Source organism: Acidovorax sp. 22279 (assembly GCF_052045435.1).
GTDB lineage: Bacteria > Pseudomonadota > Gammaproteobacteria > Burkholderiales > Burkholderiaceae_C > Acidovorax > Acidovorax delafieldii.
Genome location: NZ_JBQEOV010000008.1, coordinates 175,724 through 194,456, shown reverse-complemented (window position 1 = coordinate 194,456; position 18,733 = coordinate 175,724). Strand labels below are relative to the sequence as shown.

Here is an 18,733-nt window from a genome sequence, read left to right as displayed (position 1 = left end):
TCGGCAGCGGCGCCTCACGATCCACCTCCGGCAGCAGGGTGCGCCGTACCCGCCGCAGACACCACCGAGCCGACAGGCGAGGTGGGGGCAGGCGGGGGCAAAGCGAGCGGCTGCAGGCTGAACAGCGCACGGTCGTCGGCGCGCGTCAACCAAGCGTCGAATCGCTTGCCTTGAATGCTCAAGCCAGCCACGCCCGACGCGCCGCCGAGCTGCTCCAGCATGAATGCGCCGAGGAGGATCTTGCGGCGCGTTTCTTGGGCTCGGCAGGCCTTGCTGGCCGAAGCACGAGCGCGGGCCGCTGCCTGGCGCTGCTCGGCCTGCAGGCGCGCCAAGCGCTGCTGCAGTTCCTCGATTTTTTTAGTGCGGGGGGTGGTCATTTACCACCTCTCGTCAGCCGCTCTGCTGCCATGCGCTCTCTGATTGCTTGCGCCTCCGCCCTAGCTCGTTCAATCGTCTCCCGACTTGCAGGCGCGGGGGCTTCATCGTGCGTGCCCCCGGGCTGCAAGGCCCGCCGGTCCGCTTCATCGAGGCAGTAGTACCACAGCCCTACGCCACGGATCGTGGCTTCCCTGGCCAACCGCACTGCCAGGGCGCGCGGGCTCCTGATGCCCGCGCCGCCGCGCCCGCGCGCCCGCAGTTGACCGGCCAGCTCGTCGGCGATGGCCTGGCCATGCGGGTGGTACTGGAGCAGCTTGGAAAGATGTTCCTGCTCGGCCTGTGTCAAACCAGATCCGTTGGCAAAGCTGAGTACGGGGGCCGCGCTGCGCGCTGCGTTGTTGTTGTTGTTGTTGTTTTTAGTATTAACAACAACTAACAACTTACCGGTTTCTCCAACTTCCTCGGGCTGTGGATAACTTTTCCGGGGCGTGGCGCTCATGCTGCACCCCCTGCGGACTGCTGAGCATCCTTGCGCGGGCGCCCGCGCCCGCGTTTAGCTGGTGGGCAGACAACAGCCGGGGAAGAGGGCCTCTCCTCGCCCCGCAACCAAGCCATGACCTCGTCGGGGAGCCATAGATAAACGCGCCCGATTCGCCTCGCGGGCGGAGGCAGGAGGTCAGGGTCTGTTTTCAGAATCCGGTGAACGACCGGCCGACTTTTCTTAATGACTTCGGCGAGATCGCCGACGTCCCACGTGAGCTTCTCGCCCGCAGTTGATTTAGCAGCCATGCTGCACCACTCCATCCAAGCAACCCGCGCAGCGGATCGCAGTTGCGCCGCTTGGTCGCACAGCGGCACACCGGTTCCGAAAAACCGGGCCAAAAGCTCGCGAATCAACGCGAGCGCGACCGGGCGGCACAACTATGGATGAGTGGGTGAGTCACCGTCGTGGTGTGACTCGTGCTTCCGGGTGGGTGCCCAATCCCACCTGGCAGTCCAAGATCCTAACCTTGGACGTCCGGCCAAACCATGTCGGCTTGGTAACGGTTAGCGTTAGTTTGACTCGATTGAGGAGTGTGTGTCAACGTCCGCGCCACAAAAAAATGTGCGGAATTTGTGCGGATGCGGGGGTATCCGAAAGTGCTCGAAAGTGCTCGAAAAGCACTGAGTGTATCTCTAACTTGTTGATTTTATTGTGATTGCTGGCCTGCCCGGAGGGACTCGAACCCCCGACCTATAGCTTAGAAGGCTATTGCTCTATCCAGTTGAGCTACGGGCAGATGGATGTTGGCCGGCTGTGTGGCCGGACGGGCTTGCGGAGTGTCCGCATCTGCGTAACGCAGGACGCTAATCATACCCGCCCTGGCCCGTGCTCTTGGCGCTGCTGCAGGGGCGATTTTGCTGCCGTTATGGTGATGCGGTTATAACCGGGCTATCCCCCTTGACTGCCTGCCTCACTGGAGCTTTTGTCCATGCCACACAGCGTCACGCTGATCCACACCATTGCTGCCGCTTTGGGCCTGGCGTTGGTGCTGGGCTTTCTGGCCGCCCGTCTGCGGCTGCCAGCATTGGTGGGGTACTTGCTGGCAGGGGTGGCCATCGGCCCGTTCACTCCCGGTTTTGTCGCAGATGCGGCCCTGGCCAGCCAGCTGGCGGAGATTGGTGTGATGCTGCTGATGTTTGGCGTGGGCCTGCATTTTTCGTGGGGAGACCTGCTGGCCGTGCGAAAGATTGCCGTGCCGGGTGCTGTGGTGCAGATGATCGTGGCGACGTCGCTGGGTATGGCGTTGGCCCTGTGGTGGGGCTGGGGCATGGGTGGCGCCCTGGTTTTTGGTCTGGCACTGTCGGTGGCCAGCACGGTGGTGCTGTTGCGTGCGCTGGAGACCCTGGGGATTCTGGACAGCTACACCGGACGCGTCGCAGTGGGCTGGCTGGTGGTGGAGGATCTCGCCATGGTGCTGATACTGGTGCTGCTACCACCGCTGGGGGGATGGTTGGGAGGCGGCACCGGGGCCGACCTGGATGCTGCGCAGCTCTGGCGCACGCTGGGTTGGACCCTGCTGCAGGTCGGCGCGTTTGTGGTGCTGATGCTGCTGGTCGGGCGCCGGCTGTTTCCCTGGCTGTTATGGCAGGTGGCTCGCACAGGCTCGCGTGAGTTGTTCACGCTGTGCGTGGTGGCCGCAGCGGTGGGCATTGCGTTCGGGTCGGCTGCGCTGTTTGGCGTATCGTTTGCGCTCGGGGCCTTCTTTGCCGGCATGGTGATGCGCGAGTCCGAGTTCAGCCACCGCGCTGCGCATGAGTCGCTGCCTTTGCGCGATGCCTTTGCCGTACTCTTTTTCGTGTCGGTCGGCATGCTCTTCAACCCCGCCGTCTTGTGGGAGCGCCCACTGCAAGTGTTGGCAGTGGTCGCCATCATCATGCTGGGCAAGACGGTGGCCGCTGCGGGCCTGGTGCTGGCGTTCCGTTATCCGCTCAACACAGCGCTCACCGTATCGGCCAGCCTCGCGCAGATTGGTGAGTTCTCGTTCATTCTGGTCGCACTGGGTTCTTCGTTGGGGCTGCTGCCGCCAGAGGGGGCCAGCTTGGTATTGGCGGGGGCCCTGTTCTCCATGGCGCTCAACCCGTTGTTGTTCCATGCCATTGCGCCGTTGCAGGGCTGGCTGCGCGCCCGATCCGCGCTTGCGCGGCGGCTGGAGCAGCGGGATGACCCTTTGGCCGAACTGCCCACCAGCACCGATTCGCGTTACCTCGCGCGGCAGGTGGTTCTGGTGGGGTACGGCCGGGTAGGGCGGCGTGTGGCGGCAACGCTGGCGGCCAACGATATTCCGTTTGTGGTGGCGGAGCAGAACCGGGAGCTGGTGGAAGCCTTGCGGGCCGATGGCGTGGCCGCCGTGTTTGGTGACGCGGTGGAGCCTGCCGTGCTGATCCAGGCCCACATTGCACGGGCCGCCATGCTGGTGGTGGCTACCCCGGACGCGCTGCAGGTGCGCCAGATGATCGAGACGGCGCAGACCCTGAACCCGGGCATCGACATCGTGGTGCGCAGCCACAATGAGGACGAGGCCCAGCGGCTGGTGCAGGAATGCAGCCATGCCCAGGTGTTCCTGGCAGAAGATGCCTTGGCACAGGCCATGGCACGCCATGTGCTGGAGCGTGCCCGGGACCGCCAGGCCCGCGCCACGCTGCCCGCGCCACTGCATGGACCGGCATGATTTGAAAGAAATCTGCCTGTAGCGCTAGAAGAATATGCCTTGGAAGCTATAAAATTGATAGCAATAGTGCGTCTGCAGCCACAGTCGCAGCGCAGCATCCGGGCAGCGTCCTCACGGAGCGTCCCACCTGACCCCGCCAAGAACGCAGACCTCAGCCTCGCGCCATGCAGCGACCTGCCGCAAGGCACGGATCAATCTGTTTCTTCAAACACCAGCGATGGCACGGCCATCACGCGGGCGCTTTGGCCCAGGTCCTGGATCAGGTGGTTGGCAAAGTAGCTGTTCTGCGTGTCGGGCTCCAGCGCTGCCACAGCCAGATTGGCACGCGGCTGGTTCAGGGGCACATAGAAGCTGCCAGCAGGTGCATCAATGGCGCTCCGTACGGCAGACACTTGCACACGCACGATGTCGCCACCACCGGCAATGGTGCCGATCACGTCCTGGCGGTTGCCGGTTTCGCGCCCGGTTTCGCGGTAGCTCTCGGCCAGGACAGAACCGGGCTCTGCCACCCGCATGACCTGGATGCCCAGCTGGCGCAGGCGTTCCACTGCACCGCTGGCGTCTGCCGAAAGCCAATAGCCGCAGGGCCGCGCACGCACCTTGGTGTTGCGCAGCGTCAGCGACGAGTTCCAGTCCACGCGAATGCTGCGATCGGCGCCGGTCTCGGGGTCCAGAAAATCCAGGTCGCGCTGGGTGGGCGTGGCCTCCGCTTCAATAACCACCTGGTCGCGGCAGGCCAGGGCGCTGACGTCGCGGGCCACGAACGAGCGTACCTGCTCCAGGTTGGCCGCCCGCTCGGCGGTGGTCCGCAGCGCGCTGGTGATGGCGGTGACCTGGGCATGCACGCGGCGCTGGATGTGCATGCGACCGATGCCCACCCCACGGGTCTCGATCAGCAGGCTGACCGTGTTCTTGAGGCCATGGACGTTGCGCCCCGTGTCGGGCTGGGTGCCCCCCATGGAGATGCGCTTGTCCTGCAGGTTGGTCGAAGTGGTGTAGTACCAGTCACTCGTCAGGCCCTGGGCCTTGAGGGCCGCCACCATGGGCTGGTGAAACCATTCCTGCGATGCCTTGGTGAGGAACTCCGGATAGTTGGCAGTGGTGGTGTATTGCAGCAGTGCGTCGTAGCGCTGGATGGCGTTGAACTTCTGCAGGTAGCGGCCCACCACGGTGTATTCATGGGCGTCCACGACCAGGATGGGGCGGTAGTCGTTGATGACCTGCGCAATGGCGCGGGCCTCGGGCGTGTTGAGCAACAGGTGGTCGCGGTTCAGGTCCACGCCATTGGCGGTGACGCGGGTGCCCACCTCGGCGCCATCGGGGTTGGCGCGGGGCACCACCACCACGTTGATGCGGTCCAGCAGCGGCTCCAGCAGGCCCTGGGCCAGCTCACGGCCGATGACCAGCAGTGCCTCACTGCCTGCGGGTTCGTCGCCATGCTGCTGGCCGATCAGCACAACGGTGGGGCGGCCGCTCTTGTCCAGGCTGGCAGGGTCTGTGCCTGGGGCACGGGTAAGCAGCAGGCCCTGGATGGGCTCGCCGCGTTGCGAGGTGCCAATCTGCAGCAACTGCGCGCGTGTGCCGCCACGGGGCACGCCGTCGCTCAGCCCGCGCAGCCATTGGCCCAGCTCGGCATTGGTGGTGAAGGCCCTGCGGTCGGCACCCAGGCCGGGTGTGCTGTAGACCACAGAAGGGTTGGGGAACCGCGCGGCCACCGCATCGCCATAGGGCGGCGCCATGGGCGCCTCGTCGCGCACCAAGAGCGGTGCGGACGGGGGCAGGGGGCTGGCCACCACGGCAGCCCGTTGTGGCGGCAGCTGCGAGGGCGTTTGCTGTCCCAGCGGTGCGGGTACCACCGTACCTTGTTGTACGCGCGGCAGTGGCGCGGGGGCGCTGCGCTGCTGGGCAGTGGGGGTGGATGGCCAAGGGGGCAGCGGGGTGCTGCCGCAGGCTGTCAGCAGCAGTGCTGCCAGCGTGGCCGAGGCGGCCCAGCGCGCAATCCGTGGTTCAGGACGGGAAAGCGGGGCGGTATCGGCGCTGCGGCGCAGGAAATTGTGCTGGGTCATGGTGTGGGCTGCCAGAGAGAGCCCCTGTTGTGGGGCGAGTGGGGCGCTTTGTACGTGGATGTTACCTGCGCGCACCCGCCTCTCCTTGTCAGCGTACATCCCGTTGCAAACCCGTGGCGCCGTGGGCTGACGCAGTGATCATCGAGGGGTGTCGCTGGGTGCGGTGGCGTCGGCGGGCGGCGGCGAGATGCTCTGGGCCAGAGGAGAACTGGGCAGTTTCAGGCGCAGCAAGGCGCGCACAAAGCCGTGGTCCGAGCGCGTGCGGTCGCGTCCCTCATGCAGGTGGTCGTTGAAATAATCCACCCGGCGCACATCGCCCACGCTGTTGCGCCCATTGGGCAGGAACTCCTCGCTGACCAGGATCTGGTCCAGCACATAGGGCGCGCCCTGGTGGATGTGGGAGTAGGCCACGTCCTTTTTCAAGGCGAAATCGCCTTGCAGGTCGTACGCATTGAACAGGGCCACATCACGGGCTGACCGGTCGTAGGCAATGTCGGTGGTGGCGCAGATCAGTTGCGTGGTCACGCTGTCGGGGGTGTCGTTGAAGTCGCCCAGCACCACCAGGGGCACGCTGGTGCGGTGCAGCAGGTCGATCACCAGGCACCGCAGCGCCATGGCCTCGGCGCCGCGCATGATCAGCGAGCGCAGCGATGCCAGTGCGACCACCTTGCGGTCGTCCCGGTCCTCGGTGGGCTGGCCTAGGGCATCCTGCAGAAACTTGGGGCGTTTGGATTTGAGGTGGGCAGTGAGGACGTTGAGGGTTTGGCCATGCTTCATCCGCAACGTGGCCACGAGGGGTGGGCGCTCGAAGCGCGTGTGTTGGCCAATGCCAGGCACATCCACCTGAAAGCCCGGTGGGAAGTCGGCAAAGGACTGCAATGCCTCGACCTTGAGCCGCGTGGCCAGGCCCACACGGGGCGTTCCCTGTGCGCCCTGTTGGGTGTCGTTGTTCTCGGCCCCTGGTACGGCGACGAAGTCGTAGCGCAAGCCACCCCGACCCAGTGCCCCTTTGAAGGCCGCGTCGTCCCAGACCTCCTGCACCGCCAGTACATCGGCGTTCAGTGCCCGAAAGCGCTCGCCCAGCCAGGTGATCTTGCGTTCAAACTCGGTTTGGCTGTAGGGGTCCTGGTTCTCGTAGAACAGGCGTCCCGGATTGGCCAGGTTGAGCACATTGCAAGTGGCCACCATGAGGGTGTCCAGCGGTTGGGGGAGTTCGTTGGGGCGCATGAAGGGCGTACAGCGTAGGCGGGGTCACGACGGCTGCACCCTGTATCAACTGGCCTGCAGCGCGCGGCCGGACAGCACTTGCAGCCCGGGTCGGCCCAACTGTACGGCACGGACGAGCGCACGGGCCACCTCCGCCCCGGGGCGGGCACGGTAGTTGGCGGGCAGGACCGGGTTCAGCCACTGAAACAGTTTGAGCGACAGGGACTCTGCGGGCCGGTGGGCTTGTTGCAGCGCCCGGCGTTCGCCCATCAGCAGGGATGGGCGTGCAATGACCAGCGTCTCAAAACCCAGCTGCTGAAGGTCGCGCTCGACCTCGCCTTTGACGCGGTTGTAAAAGATGCGCGACTGCGCATTGGCCCCCATGGCGGTGACCACGCCACAGCGGGTGGCGCCCGCCGCGCGCGCTGCGCGGGCCGTGGCCATCACGGCGTCATAGTCCACCGCACGGAACGCGCTCTGGCTGCCGGCTGCAGCCATGGTGGTGCCCAGGGTGATGTAAACATCATCGACGTGCGGCAAGGCGGGCATCGCCGCAAAATCCACCGCGTGCAGTTGCAGGCGGGGATGGTTCAGCGCTGGCGCACGCCGCCCTTTGGCGTGCAGCACATGGATGCTGGCGCCCGCTGCGTCCGTGGTGTTGGCAGGGGGCGCTTTGCGCGTATCAGCGGTTAAAAGAGCCGCGAGGACCGCCTGGCCCACGAGGCCCGTTGCCCCGGCCACCACCGCCACCCGTGCCTGATCCGCCACCATAGCCGCCACCTCCAGAGTTGCGATACCCACCACCACCACCACCGCCGCCACGGCGGCCGCGTTCAGCCATGCTGTCCACGCTGGTCCGCATGGGGTCGGGCTGACCGCCCGCACCGTGGCCCGAGCTGCGATGGCCTGGGTTGCTGTGACCCAGGTGTGTGCCCAGGTGCGCATTGGCGCGGGGAGGTTGTGCGTCATCGTAGCGATGACCACCGCCGCCTTCGGGGCGTGGGCCTCGGCTGCGCGCAGGTGCCTGGGCGGCGCCGTCACGGGCACCACCCCGACCACCACCCTGGCCTCCGCGGCCGCCGCCGGCTGGACCCTGGGCGCTGCGTGGAGCCCCGCCGCCGGAACGGCCACCACCGCCACCACCGTTGCCTGCACGGGGGCCGCGCTCCCCACCTTGGCCGCCGCCCTGGCCTGCCTTGTTGGTGCGGATGCGCTCCATCATTTCGCTGCGGGCGGCCTTGGCGGCTGCCTGCATCACATCACGGCTCGGGGGCTTGCCTGCGCCGCCCCAGATGGTCTGGCGGCCCATGGCGATGGGTTCCGCCTTCTCTCCGGGTTCTGGGCCAAAACCTTCGATCACCTGGACAGGAATCTGCTGCTTGGTAAAGCGCTCGATGTCCATCATGAAACCTTCTTCGTCCATGCAGACCAGGCTCACGGCTTCGCCCGTAGCGCCTGCGCGGCCCGTACGGCCGATGCGGTGCACGTAGTCTTCGGAGACGTTCGGGATTTCGTAGTTGACGACGTGCGGCAGGTCATCGATGTCGATGCCACGTGCGGCGATATCGGTGGCCACCAGGGCACGGATATCGCCACTCTTGAAGCCCGCCAAGGCCTGCGTACGGGCACTCTGGCTCTTGTTGCCGTGCAAGGCCATGGCCTGCACACCATTCTTGGTCAGGAACTCGGCCACGTTGTTGGCGCCGAATTTGGTGCGCGTAAACACCAGCACCTGGCTCCAGTTGTGTTGCTGGATGATGTGCAGCAGCACCTGCTTTTTCTTGCCGCGGCCCACGGGGTGGATCACTTGCGAGATACGCTGCACCGTGGTGTTGCGCGGGGTGACCTGGATGCTTTGCGGGTTCTTGAGCAGGGTGTTGGCCAGCTCGCGGATCTCGTCGCTGAAGGTGGCCGAGAACAGCAGGCTTTGCTTGTCTTTGGGCACCAGGGCCAGCACCTTCTTCACGTCGTGGATGAAGCCCATGTCGAGCATGCGGTCGGCTTCGTCAAGCACCAGCACCTGCACGGTGGACAGGTCCAGGAAGCCCTGTTGCTGCAGGTCCAGCAGACGGCCGGGGGTGGCCACCAGGATGTCCACGCCGCGCTTGATGCGGTCGATCTGTGGGTTCATGCCCACACCACCGAAGACCACGGTGGAGTTGATGTCCAGGTACTTTCCGTATTCGCGCACCGATTCTTCGACCTGGGCTGCGAGCTCACGGGTGGGGGTCAGCACCAGGGCGCGGATGCCCTTGCCGCCAAACTTGTTCTTGGGTGCCGTGCCTTGCGAGAGGCGGTGCAGCATGGGCAGGGTGAACGCAGCGGTCTTGCCGGTGCCAGTCTGCGCGCCGGCCAGAAGGTCGTGGCCTTCCAGAACGGCGGGAATGGCCTGGGCCTGAATGGGCGTGGGGGTTTCATAGCCCGTTTCGTGCACGGCCTTCAGGATGGCAGGAGCCAGGTTCAGTTCGTCAAATGTCATGTCGTTGGATGCGCCCGTCCGGGGCGCTGGGTATCCGCCTGTCGTGCAACCGGGAGGTTGCTGAGCCAGTCTCAGGCTGATGAGGTTCAGGATTGGGAGCCCGGAAGCGTGGCTTCCTTCGTCCCCAGCAGTGTGCTGATGTGGCGGGCAACTGGAGCCCACAACGGGGGTATTGTCGCATGGACCGATAATCTAGGGTTTGAGAGCGCGTTCGGCGTCTTTTTGGAATGCTCCAAATGGCCCTCTGAACCTGCTCGGATGCAGACTTCCTGCCCACTTTCGCAAGCTAGAACCCTCCATGGCCCAATACGTTTATTCGATGAATCGCGTCTCCAAGACCGTGCCGCCCAAGCGGCAGATCTTGAAGGACATCTCCCTGAGCTTTTTCCCGGGCGCCAAGATTGGTGTGCTGGGTCTGAACGGCTCTGGCAAATCCACGCTGCTCAAGATCATGGCCGGCGTGGACAAGGAGATCGAAGGCGAAGCCATTCCGATGCCTGGCATCAAGATCGGCTATCTGCCCCAGGAGCCCCAGCTCAACTCGGAGCACACAGTCCGCGAAAGCGTGGAAGAGGCCATGGGCGAGGTGTTTGCCGCCAAGGCCAAGCTGGAAGAGGTGTACGCCGCCTACGCCGAGGCCGATGCAGACTTTGACGCACTGGCCGCTGAACAGGCTCGCCTGGAAGCCATCATTGCGACGGCGGGGACTGACTCCGAGCACCAGCTCGAAATCGCTGCCGATGCCCTGCGCCTGCCTCCTTGGGACGCCAAGGTCGGGCTGCTGTCTGGTGGTGAAAAGCGCCGCATTGCGCTGTGCCGCCTGCTGCTGTCCAAGCCCGACATGCTGCTGCTCGACGAACCCACCAACCACTTGGATGCTGAATCGGTGGACTGGCTGGAGCAGTTCCTGCACCGCTTTCCGGGCACCGTGGTGGCCATCACCCACGATCGCTACTTCCTCGATAACGCCGCGGAGTGGATTTTGGAACTGGACCGCGGCTACGGTCACCCCTACAAGGGCAACTACAGCACCTGGCTGGACCAGAAGCAGGCCCGTCTGGAATCTGAAAACAAGGGTGAGGAGGCACGCGCCAAGGCCCTGAAGAAGGAACTGGAATGGGTGCGCCAGAACGCCAAGGGCCGTCAGGCCAAGAGCAAGGCGCGTATCGCCCGTTTCGAGGAACTGAGCGACTACGAATACCAAAAGCGCAACGAAACCCAGGAAATCTTCATTCCTGTGGCCGAGCGCCTGGGCACCCAGGTCATTGAGTTCCACAACGTCACCAAGTCTTTCGGCGACCGTGTGCTCATCGACAACCTGTCCATGACTATCCCTGCGGGTGCCATCGTGGGCATCATCGGTCCGAACGGTGCCGGTAAATCGACCCTGTTCAAGCTCATCGCGGGCCGCGAGCAGCCGGACAGCGGTGAGGTGGTGATCGGCTCGACCGTGAAGATGGCCTTTGTGGACCAGCACCGCGATGCCCTGTCGGACGACAAGACCGTGTGGGAAGACATCTCCGGCGGCCTGGACATGATCAACATCGGCAAGTTCACCATGGCCAGCCGTGCTTACGCAGGGCGCTTCAACTTCAACGGTGGCGACCAGCAAAAGAAGGTGGGCATGCTGTCGGGCGGTGAGCGTGGCCGTCTGCACTTGGCCAAGACACTGATTGCTGGCGGCAACGTGCTGCTGCTGGACGAGCCTTCGAACGACCTGGACGTGGAAACCCTGCGCGCGCTGGAAGACGCTTTGCTCGAATACGCGGGCACAGTGTTGGTTATCAGCCACGATCGCTGGTTCCTGGACCGGATCGCCACGCACATTCTGGCCGCCGAGGGTGACAGCCAGTGGACGTTCTTTGACGGCAATTACCAGGAGTACGAGGCCGACAAGAAGAAGCGGCTGGGTGAAGAAGGTGCAAAGCCCAAGCGGATGCGTTTCAAGGCCCTCAAATAAAGGCCGAGGTCAAGTAGGATTGCATCTGGAAACCTCTTGTCCGATTCCTCCCTCCCACCATGTCCCTGCCCGCATCGCGTCTGAGAGCCGTTTTTCGCGCCTGCGTTGTCAACGCCGTTCGCGGTGGCGAGGCCCTGATGGGGCAGCTCGTCAAGGTCACCCAAAGTGCCTTGACCAGCGAGGAGTCGGCGAGCCGCAACATCCAGCAGCGCAATTTGCTCAGCGATGCGCTGCGGCTGCTCAACGAGCACGAGGCTGCGCTGGTCAAGGGCTATCCCATGGCCTTGCTGGAGATATTTGCCGAAGGCCCTGCGGTCGCCAAGGGGCGCAGTTCGGCCGACGACACCGGCATGGACTTTGGCGAGCTTTCGCTCATGGACGAAAGCGAGATGCAGGCCCAGGTGGAACTGTCCAAGGCCCAGCAGTCTGCGCTGCATGCCACCGACGCCGTACTGGCCGAACTCAACACCCTGGTGAGCGCTGCGCAAGGTTTGCGTAGCGTGCAACCCGAGCGCAACCCTCTGCGGCCCGAGAGCTACATCCGTGCATTGCAGCAGGTGGTGGGTGAGACCGGCGTCTCGGCCGAGGTACGGCAGCTGTGGATGCAGCACATGCGCGACCTACTCGGGAAGCTGCTGGCCGAAGAATACAAAAAAACCGCTCAGAGCTTGCGTGAGCATGGCGTACAGCCGGTGGGCTACGCAGTGCTGGGCACGCCTGCGGGCGGCGGTCGCGGCCAAGGCACCGGTTACGGTGGGTCTGGCTATGGCGGGCCCGGTACGGGTTACGGGGGCGGTTATTCCGGGTACGGCCCCTCAATGAACGCGCCCATGGGCGACTATGGCAACACAGGTTATGGGCGTGGTATGGGCCCCAGCACAGGCTGGAGCGGCGACTCCCAGCAGGGTGCCATGGTGCCCGTGCCCGTTGACGCTGCCGAAGAGGCATTGCTCACGGTCGGCATCCTGCGCCAGATGTTGGCGGGCGGTGATCCATTTGCCCCTCCTCCGGTCTACGGCGCCGTGCCCGCACAGGCGGTGGTCATGCCCAGCGGCGCGGGTCAGCCGGGCTGGGTGGACCCCCGCGCGGGAGCCGCCAGCGCTCAGTCATCGTTGGCCGGGGGCTACTACCCGTCGGGTGCGGCCGCTGAAGCGATTGAAGACATGGCGCAGCTGGAGCGCCTGGTGGGCCGTCTTGCCGGTGGGGGCACGGTCAGCCAGGCGGGCTCTTTGCCCGTGCCTCTCGCAGGCTGGCGTGGGCCTGGCGTTGCGCCGGTGGTCTATGCAGCCATGCCCATGGAGGCTGCTACCCAGTCCACCGCCATGGCGGTGGAGGTGGTGGGGCGCATGATGGCCAACATCTCCCAGGACGCCCGTTTGCTGCCCCCTGTGCAGCAGGCCGTCAAGAGCCTGGAGCCTGCGCTCAAGCAATTGGTGCACCACGACGGCCGGTTTTTTACCGACAGCAGCCACCCTGCGCGCCGCCTGCTTGACGAGCTTACGCAGCGCAGCTTGGCATTCACCGCCGAGACAGAGCCTGGCTTCAGCCGCTTCATGCGACTGGTGACCGAGGCTGTGGGCCACCTGTCTGCCCATGAGGTCAAGGACGCGGGGCCGTTCGACACCGTGCTCAAGGCGCTGCAGTCTGCCTGGGACACCCAGGAGCAAAAGATCAAGGCCCAGCAGGAGGCCGAGCAGAAAGCCAAATTGCAGGCGGAGCAGCGCGAACTGCTGGCCGAGAAGATCGCAGCCGATATCCGCAAGCTGCCGGATGTGGACAAGGTGCCGTCGGACGTGCTGGATTTTGCGGCGGGCCCCTGGGCTGACGTAGTGGCGCTGGCGCAGGTGATGCGCAGTGACGATAGCCAGGAAGATGACCCCAGCGGTTACCTGGCGCTGGTTCCGGTGTTGCTGTGGACTGCGCAGCCTGACCTCACGCGCCAGGAGACGGACCGGCTCAACGAAGCCATCCCCGGCCTGCTGGCCAAGCTGCGCAAGGGCCTCAAAACCATCAACTACCCTGCGGTGCAGACCAGCGCATTCTTGCAGCGGCTCGTGGCGTTGCACCAGGCCGCTTTTGAAAAACCGGCTCCTGCCCCAGTGTCCGCCCCTGCGGGAGAGCCCGAAGTGGCCCCGGAGGCGACAGAGCCGTCCGAATCGGCAGAGGCGTCCGCTCCTGCACCGCAGGACAGTGCCCAGGCGCCGCTGGACACCCCGGACCCTTACGCTGATTTTGTCATCGGGGCCTGGGTGGAGCTGGTGACCAATGGCCGGGTGGTGCGCACCCAGCTGACCTGGGCCAGCCCGCATGGCACCCTGTTTTTGTTCACTGCGCCGGATGCCAGCACCCAATCTATGACCCGCCGCATGCGCGACAAGCTGGCGGCCGAAGGCTCGCTGCGCGTGGTGCCGGCCCAGCCGCCCAAGCCCGCCAAGCCTGCGGTCCGCGCTTCGGGCTCTACGGAAACGGGCGGGGTAGATCGCAAGTCGTCCGAGGGCCGTACGGGCTTCGGCTCCAAAATGGCGCCGCTGTCCAAATCCGCCCCCCTGGCCCCGGCTTCGGGTGCCAAGTCGCCCAAGAATCGCTGATCGCACAGACACGCGCGCTGCGGGTGCCACCTTGAGGCCGCGAGCGGCCTTGTGCAGCTGTAGAGCTGGTCAACGCCCAGTTCCTGCTGCACTCCCTGTTTCCGTCACGCTGTTGTTCGTCATCCCTTCGCCCGGCGTGCTGTGGTCAGCAGATCCACCAGCCCCTTCCGACGCGCGCAGCAGTTTTTTGCGCACCAGGTGGATGTGGTTGCGCAGGGCATACAGCTCGTCCGCATACGACAGAGGCACGCTCACCTTTTCGGCCTGGGCTTCCAGTCCGTCGAGGGTGCGCAGCAGGGTTGAGGGGTCGCTTTTGCCCATTTCCAGGTCGTTTTCGATCTCGCGCAGGCGGCCATACCAGCGGAACACCCGTGACCGCACCCGGAACTGGTAGAGCGGCGGCACGATGCGCGACAGCGGCAGCATGATGGCCAGCAAGATGCCCAGCACCAGCCACATGCGCTCAATCAGGTTGGCCATCCAGAACGGCAGGTAGCGTTGCAGCATGGGCACCGGCTCGTTCATGGCGCGGTCGCCCTCCTTGGCTATCGGCAGCTCGCTGCCGCGCGTGTTGGGAAACTCACGCGCCCGGTTGAACCAGCCCGCGCCGCTGTGCAGCTTTTGTGCGTTCTGGGCAAACAGGGTCAGTAGGGCGGGGTGCGTGCCGTCGCGCGCCAGCAGGGACGTGGTGGTGGCCACGAGCCGAACATCGCGCTGGGGCACGTTGGCCGCGAGGTCCACCACCCCGCGTGGCAAGGTCACGGGGGTGAGGAACGGAAACCGCCTTGCGTAGGCCTCGTGCTGCGCAAAATCCAGCAGCTGCACGCCGGGCGTTTGCAGCAGCATCTGCACCATCAGCGATTCAGGCGCCGAGGCAAATACCAAGGCGTCGAGCCTCCCCGCCAAAAACTCCACCGTCGCGGGCGTCTGTTCCAGGCGCGATAGCTTGACTGCGCTGGGCTCCACCTTATTGGCCTGCAGCAGCCGCTCGATCAGCGTGGGCACGCCGCTGCCCTCCGACCCCACATTGACCCGCCAGCCGCGTAGCTGCCGCAGGCCATCGAGCCGGGGTGCGTTGTGCATGCGCTCTGCTGCATCGGTGCGGTAGAACAGCCACAGTGGCTCTACAAACAGGCTGCCCAGCGATACCAGGTTATCCGGATCATCGGGTTGCAGTTCGGCTGTGCCGCCCTGTACAAAAGCGACATCGGCCTGGCCGTCGCGCAGAAGCTGCAGGTTGTGCGATGAGCCCTCGCTGGGCAGCAGAACCACATCAATGCCGTCCGCCGCCAGCGCCTTCTGGTAGCGCTTGCCAAACTCCTCATAGGCACTTTGGGCAGGGCCTGTGGCCAGGGTCACCGTCTTGGGGGGATTGGGGTTGAGCCACCAATAGGCCAGCACCAGCAGCCCGACCGCCAAGAAGGCGAGGGGGCCTGCTGACACAATCAGATCGCGCAGAGTGAGGAAAGTGTTGCGAAAGGCCTGGGGCATGGGGGATGGACAAACAGAGCGAAACGGGGCGGCGGTATGCCTGGATGGGGTGACGCGGCCCCTGGGTGGACCCGGAGCCATATCTCGCTATCTGCGAGCCGGTGGATTATCCAGGCAGGCGTGGCGGCGACGCGCACCAGCTCCGGGCATCCCGCACCGGGAGTCGCCCAGGTCTCAGATAGCTGGAGGACTGAAACCGCCGGCCAGCGAGGGCTCCTACTGCGGCAGGCGCCTGCGTTGGCGCTCATAGGCCATGCATTCCTGCAGCGAGAGCATGTCGTTCTGGTCCACATCCGCTGCCTCAAAGTAGGCCATGCGTGCCTGCACCACCTCCTTGAACGACAGCTTTCCGTCCCCGTCCTTGTCGGCTGCCGCCAGCCGCCTCAGTTGGCCTTTGCCGATGCGGGGCAATTGGCCCAGCTGGGAGAGATGGACGTAGCCCTCTGCATCGGGCCCCAGGCTGTGCCAGCTCTGCACGATGTCCTGGTGGAACTCGTCCAGCGACACGTTGCCGTCATGATTGAGATCGGCTGCCGAGCAGATGGCCTGCAGCCGGTGGGTGAGGGTTGGCGCCACCGGTTTGTGCGCCTTGGCAGGGCGTGGTGGCGTGGTGGGCGACGATATGGAGGTGTCGGCCGCATTGGCCGCGTGCGTCGTTGTTGCCAGCACCAGGGCGCAGGCGCCTGCACAGATCCAGTGAAGAGTTGTTTGCATGGGACCTCCTTACCACCACCAGCGTTGGCTGGGGCTGCGGTTGCAGGGCCCGACCATGGTGTGTGCCCCAGGGCGGACCTGGCCTGCGTCTACATCCAGGCATTTGCCGGTGAGCTGGCTCACGATCTGCCCACCCGGGGTAGACCAGCTTTGGCTGCGCGAGCCCGAGCAGGACCACAGCACCACCCGCGCGCCGTCCCGTGGGTCGCCTCGGTCCACGTCCACGCACAGGTCGCGCACCCGGATCTCGCCGCCGCGCCCCACCGCAAAACGCTGGGACGCCGTCCCGTTGCATTCGTACACCTGCAGGGTGGTGCCGGGCTGGAATTTGCCACCCCTCACGTCGAGGCACAGGCGGCCGTCCACCCGGATCTCGCGCCCCCAGTCCCCGCCCTGGCCGGGGTAGTCCGGGTACTCGGGGCGACGGTCGTTGTCGTGCCGGTTGTGGTTGGCCAGCAACGCAATGCCGGCAATGGCCGCCACGGCCGCCACAGCTGCTCCGGCATTGGAGCCGCTGCTGCTACCGGATGCATAGGTGCGTGTGATCTTGAAACGTCCCCCGCAACCACCGTTGGTCCACAGCTCGCGATTGGTCAGGTCGTAGCCCCAGGTGCGGTTGAAGCGGCAGGCCCCCTGGGTTTGTTCCACCAGATCCACCTGGGTCACGTCGTCCGCGAGGCGGTAGGAGGTGTAGCCGCCGCTGGACTGCAAATCCACCAACTGGTCCTGCGCCTGTGCCGCCGGGGTACTCACGAGCATTGGCAGGCACAGCAGCCATGCATGTTTCCGAAAGGCCTGGTCTCTCATGGGTTCACTCTCCTTGTTCCGATCAGGGGCCATGGGGATGGGTGTAGTGCAGTGGGCCCCGGCCCAGGGCACCAACCGTCACCGGCATCATAGGACGGTCTGATGCTTGTGCGCCCGGCGACAGGGGCGCCATCGGTTGAAATCTCGCTGGAGCAGCGGGGGCTGTTCGTGCATGATGGCATCGCGCTGGGGCAGCCCCTTGTCTGCCTGTGTACTACCCACCCACCCACTGCCGTGTCCGATGAAACGCTTCTATGTCGTTGCCTCCATCCCACTGCTGCTGGCGGCGCTCATCCCCATTGCTGCGTCCCTGTGGGTGGCCCACCGCCAGGCCAAGGAAGACCAGGTCGCCTATCTGACCTCGTTGGCGGACGAGGTGCTGCGACGCGGCGTGGCCTCGCGCCAGCAGCTGGTGGCGGCGCTCAACGATCTGGACGGAGATCCGCACCCCGCTTGCAGCCAGGCCAGCCTCACACGCATGCAGCAGCTGGTGGGCACCTCGTTCTATCTGCAGGGCATGGGGGCGGTGAGGGATGGAGCGCTGGTCTGCAGCACGCTCACCACGGGCAATGAGGTGGTACCGCTCACCGGCAACCACATGGTCACCTCGACGGGTATCTCCACCTGGATTGGCGCCCGCCTGCCCTTTGCCCCGGAGCAGCCTTTCAACATCTACGCCCGCAACGGCCATGCGGTGATCATTCACCCGGGCATCGTGATTGACATGCCTGTGTTTCATGCGGATGTCGCGCTGGGGCTTCTGATCAGCACGCCCCGGGCGCTGATCCGGTCCAAAGGTCCGCTGGATACCGAGTGGCTGAACCTCTACACGCCCCATGTGAACAACGTGGCTGAAAGCGAGACCCACTACATCGTCTTCCGGGTGTCGAAGGAAAACAATGTGGCGGCGGTCGCGGCGGCTCCCAAGGCGCTGGCCCACGAAGGGCTCAAGGCCCAGGCGCTGATCCTGGCACCCCTGGGGCTGGTGGCCAGTGCCCTGTTTGCGCTGGGCGTGGCGATGCTCACCCGGTGGCAGTTGTCGCCCCGCGTCAGACTGCGGGCGGCCCTGCGTCGGCGCGAGTTCTTCGTGCTCTATCAGCCCATCGTGGATCTGGAAACCGGCCAGTGGGTGGGGGCGGAGGCTCTGCTGCGCTGGCGTCGCCGCAACGGCACCCTGGTGCCCCCGGATGAATTCATTGCAGAAGCGGAGAAGGCCGGGGTGATCGTGCACATCACGCGGTACGTGATGGATGTGGTGCTGGCCGACTTGCCCGAGATGCTCAAGGTACGCCCGGGTTTTCATGTGAGTTTGAACCTCTCGCCCCAGGATCTGGTGGCCGACGGACCCGTGCAGTACCTGCAGCGGCGCTTCAGCGCCATGGAGATGCCGCCGGGCGCGCTCATGCTGGAGGTCACCGAGCGCGGGCTGGTGGACATCGAGGCTGCACGGCCCGCGCTGCAGGCTGCTCGGCAGATCGGTGCATCGATTGCGCTGGATGACTTCGGTACGGGTTACTCCAGCCTGTCCATGCTGGAGTCCATCGACATCGACACCCTCAAGATTGATCGCATCTTCATCGCCAGCATCGGCGCGCAAGCCGCCATCAGCCCGGTGACTACCCACATCATCGAAATGGCCCACATGCTCAAGCTGGCACTGATTGCCGAGGGCGTCGAGACTCAGGACCAGGTGGACTTCCTGATTGCCCGGGGTGTGCGCCAGGCCCAGGGTTGGAAGTTTGCCCGTGCCATGCCGCTGAATGATCTGCTGGCCGGCATGCGCCCGCAGCCAGCCGTTTCACCACGTGGCTCGGCGCAAGATTGATCCCGCC

At 65.2% G+C, this 18,733-nt stretch carries 13 protein-coding genes and 1 tRNA gene; 4 read left to right on the top strand and 10 right to left on the bottom strand.

Going from position 1 to position 18,733, the window contains the following annotated elements; genetic code table 11:
* Window positions 1-14: 14 nt before the first annotated feature.
* The 3 genes from ACTJKQ_RS12635 to ACTJKQ_RS12625 form a co-directional block, all read right to left on the bottom strand.
* Window positions 15-377 carry a mobilization protein gene (locus ACTJKQ_RS12635; RefSeq protein ID WP_440597004.1) on the bottom strand — a complete coding sequence of 121 codons (363 nt, stop codon included), beginning with the start codon at window positions 375-377 and terminating at the stop codon, window positions 15-17.
* On the bottom strand, window positions 374-877 hold the full coding sequence (locus ACTJKQ_RS12630; RefSeq protein ID WP_440597003.1) for a hypothetical protein: 504 nt from the start codon (window positions 875-877) through the stop codon (window positions 374-376). The genes ACTJKQ_RS12635 and ACTJKQ_RS12630 overlap by 4 nt, the downstream gene beginning before the upstream one ends.
* 704 nt (window positions 878-1,581) lie before the next feature.
* Window positions 1,582-1,658, bottom strand: a tRNA-Arg gene (locus ACTJKQ_RS12625).
* Between the two features lie 192 nt (window positions 1,659-1,850).
* Here ACTJKQ_RS12625 and ybaL point away from each other — a divergent pair.
* Window positions 1,851-3,590 (top strand): YbaL family putative K(+) efflux transporter, encoded by a 1,740-nt coding sequence (ybaL, locus tag ACTJKQ_RS12620; RefSeq protein WP_440597002.1) that lies wholly within the window; start codon window positions 1,851-1,853, stop codon window positions 3,588-3,590.
* Window positions 3,591-3,781: 191 nt separating this feature from the next.
* Here the strand turns inward: ybaL and ACTJKQ_RS12615 are convergent, their stop codons facing one another.
* From ACTJKQ_RS12615 to ACTJKQ_RS12600, 4 genes are all read right to left on the bottom strand, one after another.
* Window positions 3,782-5,656, bottom strand: coding sequence for a M14 family zinc carboxypeptidase (locus tag ACTJKQ_RS12615; RefSeq protein WP_440597001.1), 1,875 nt, complete (start codon window positions 5,654-5,656; stop codon window positions 3,782-3,784).
* 138 nt (window positions 5,657-5,794) lie between these two features.
* Window positions 5,795-6,883, bottom strand: coding sequence for an endonuclease/exonuclease/phosphatase family protein (locus tag ACTJKQ_RS12610; RefSeq protein WP_440597000.1), 1,089 nt, complete (start codon window positions 6,881-6,883; stop codon window positions 5,795-5,797).
* 45 nt (window positions 6,884-6,928) lie between these two features.
* Window positions 6,929-7,489, bottom strand: a complete 561-nt coding sequence (locus ACTJKQ_RS12605; protein ID WP_235509386.1) for a nucleoside-diphosphate sugar epimerase — start codon at window positions 7,487-7,489, stop codon at window positions 6,929-6,931.
* Between the two features lie 55 nt (window positions 7,490-7,544).
* Window positions 7,545-9,341, bottom strand: coding sequence for a DEAD/DEAH box helicase (locus ACTJKQ_RS12600; protein WP_440596999.1), 1,797 nt, complete (start codon window positions 9,339-9,341; stop codon window positions 7,545-7,547).
* Between the two features lie 298 nt (window positions 9,342-9,639).
* On the opposite strand from ACTJKQ_RS12600, the gene ettA reads away from it, so the two are divergent.
* Window positions 9,640-11,301, top strand: a complete 1,662-nt coding sequence (gene ettA / locus ACTJKQ_RS12595; protein WP_056064117.1) for an energy-dependent translational throttle protein EttA — start codon at window positions 9,640-9,642, stop codon at window positions 11,299-11,301.
* 59 nt (window positions 11,302-11,360) lie between these two features.
* Window positions 11,361-13,889, top strand: a complete 2,529-nt coding sequence (locus ACTJKQ_RS12590; protein WP_440596998.1) for a DUF1631 family protein — start codon at window positions 11,361-11,363, stop codon at window positions 13,887-13,889.
* A gap of 69 nt (window positions 13,890-13,958) precedes the next feature.
* Here ACTJKQ_RS12590 and ACTJKQ_RS12585 read toward each other — a convergent pair whose 3' ends face one another.
* The 3 genes from ACTJKQ_RS12585 to ACTJKQ_RS12575 all read right to left on the bottom strand — a co-directional run bounded on the left by ACTJKQ_RS12585 (window position 13,959) and on the right by ACTJKQ_RS12575 (window position 16,901).
* Entirely contained in the window at window positions 13,959-15,380 is a 1,422-nt protein-coding gene (locus ACTJKQ_RS12585) for a TAXI family TRAP transporter solute-binding subunit (RefSeq protein ID WP_056064112.1), read from the bottom strand.
* Between the two features lie 216 nt (window positions 15,381-15,596).
* Window positions 15,597-16,094 (bottom strand): EF-hand domain-containing protein, encoded by a 498-nt coding sequence (locus ACTJKQ_RS12580; RefSeq protein WP_116747359.1) that lies wholly within the window; start codon window positions 16,092-16,094, stop codon window positions 15,597-15,599.
* A gap of 9 nt (window positions 16,095-16,103) precedes the next feature.
* Entirely contained in the window at window positions 16,104-16,901 is a 798-nt protein-coding gene (locus ACTJKQ_RS12575; RefSeq protein WP_440596997.1) for a lectin, read from the bottom strand.
* 241 nt (window positions 16,902-17,142) lie between these two features.
* Between ACTJKQ_RS12575 and ACTJKQ_RS12570 the strand changes: the two genes are divergently transcribed.
* Entirely contained in the window at window positions 17,143-18,726 is a 1,584-nt protein-coding gene (locus ACTJKQ_RS12570) for an EAL domain-containing protein (RefSeq protein ID WP_440596996.1), read from the top strand.
* The last annotated feature ends 7 nt before the right edge of the window (window positions 18,727-18,733 follow it).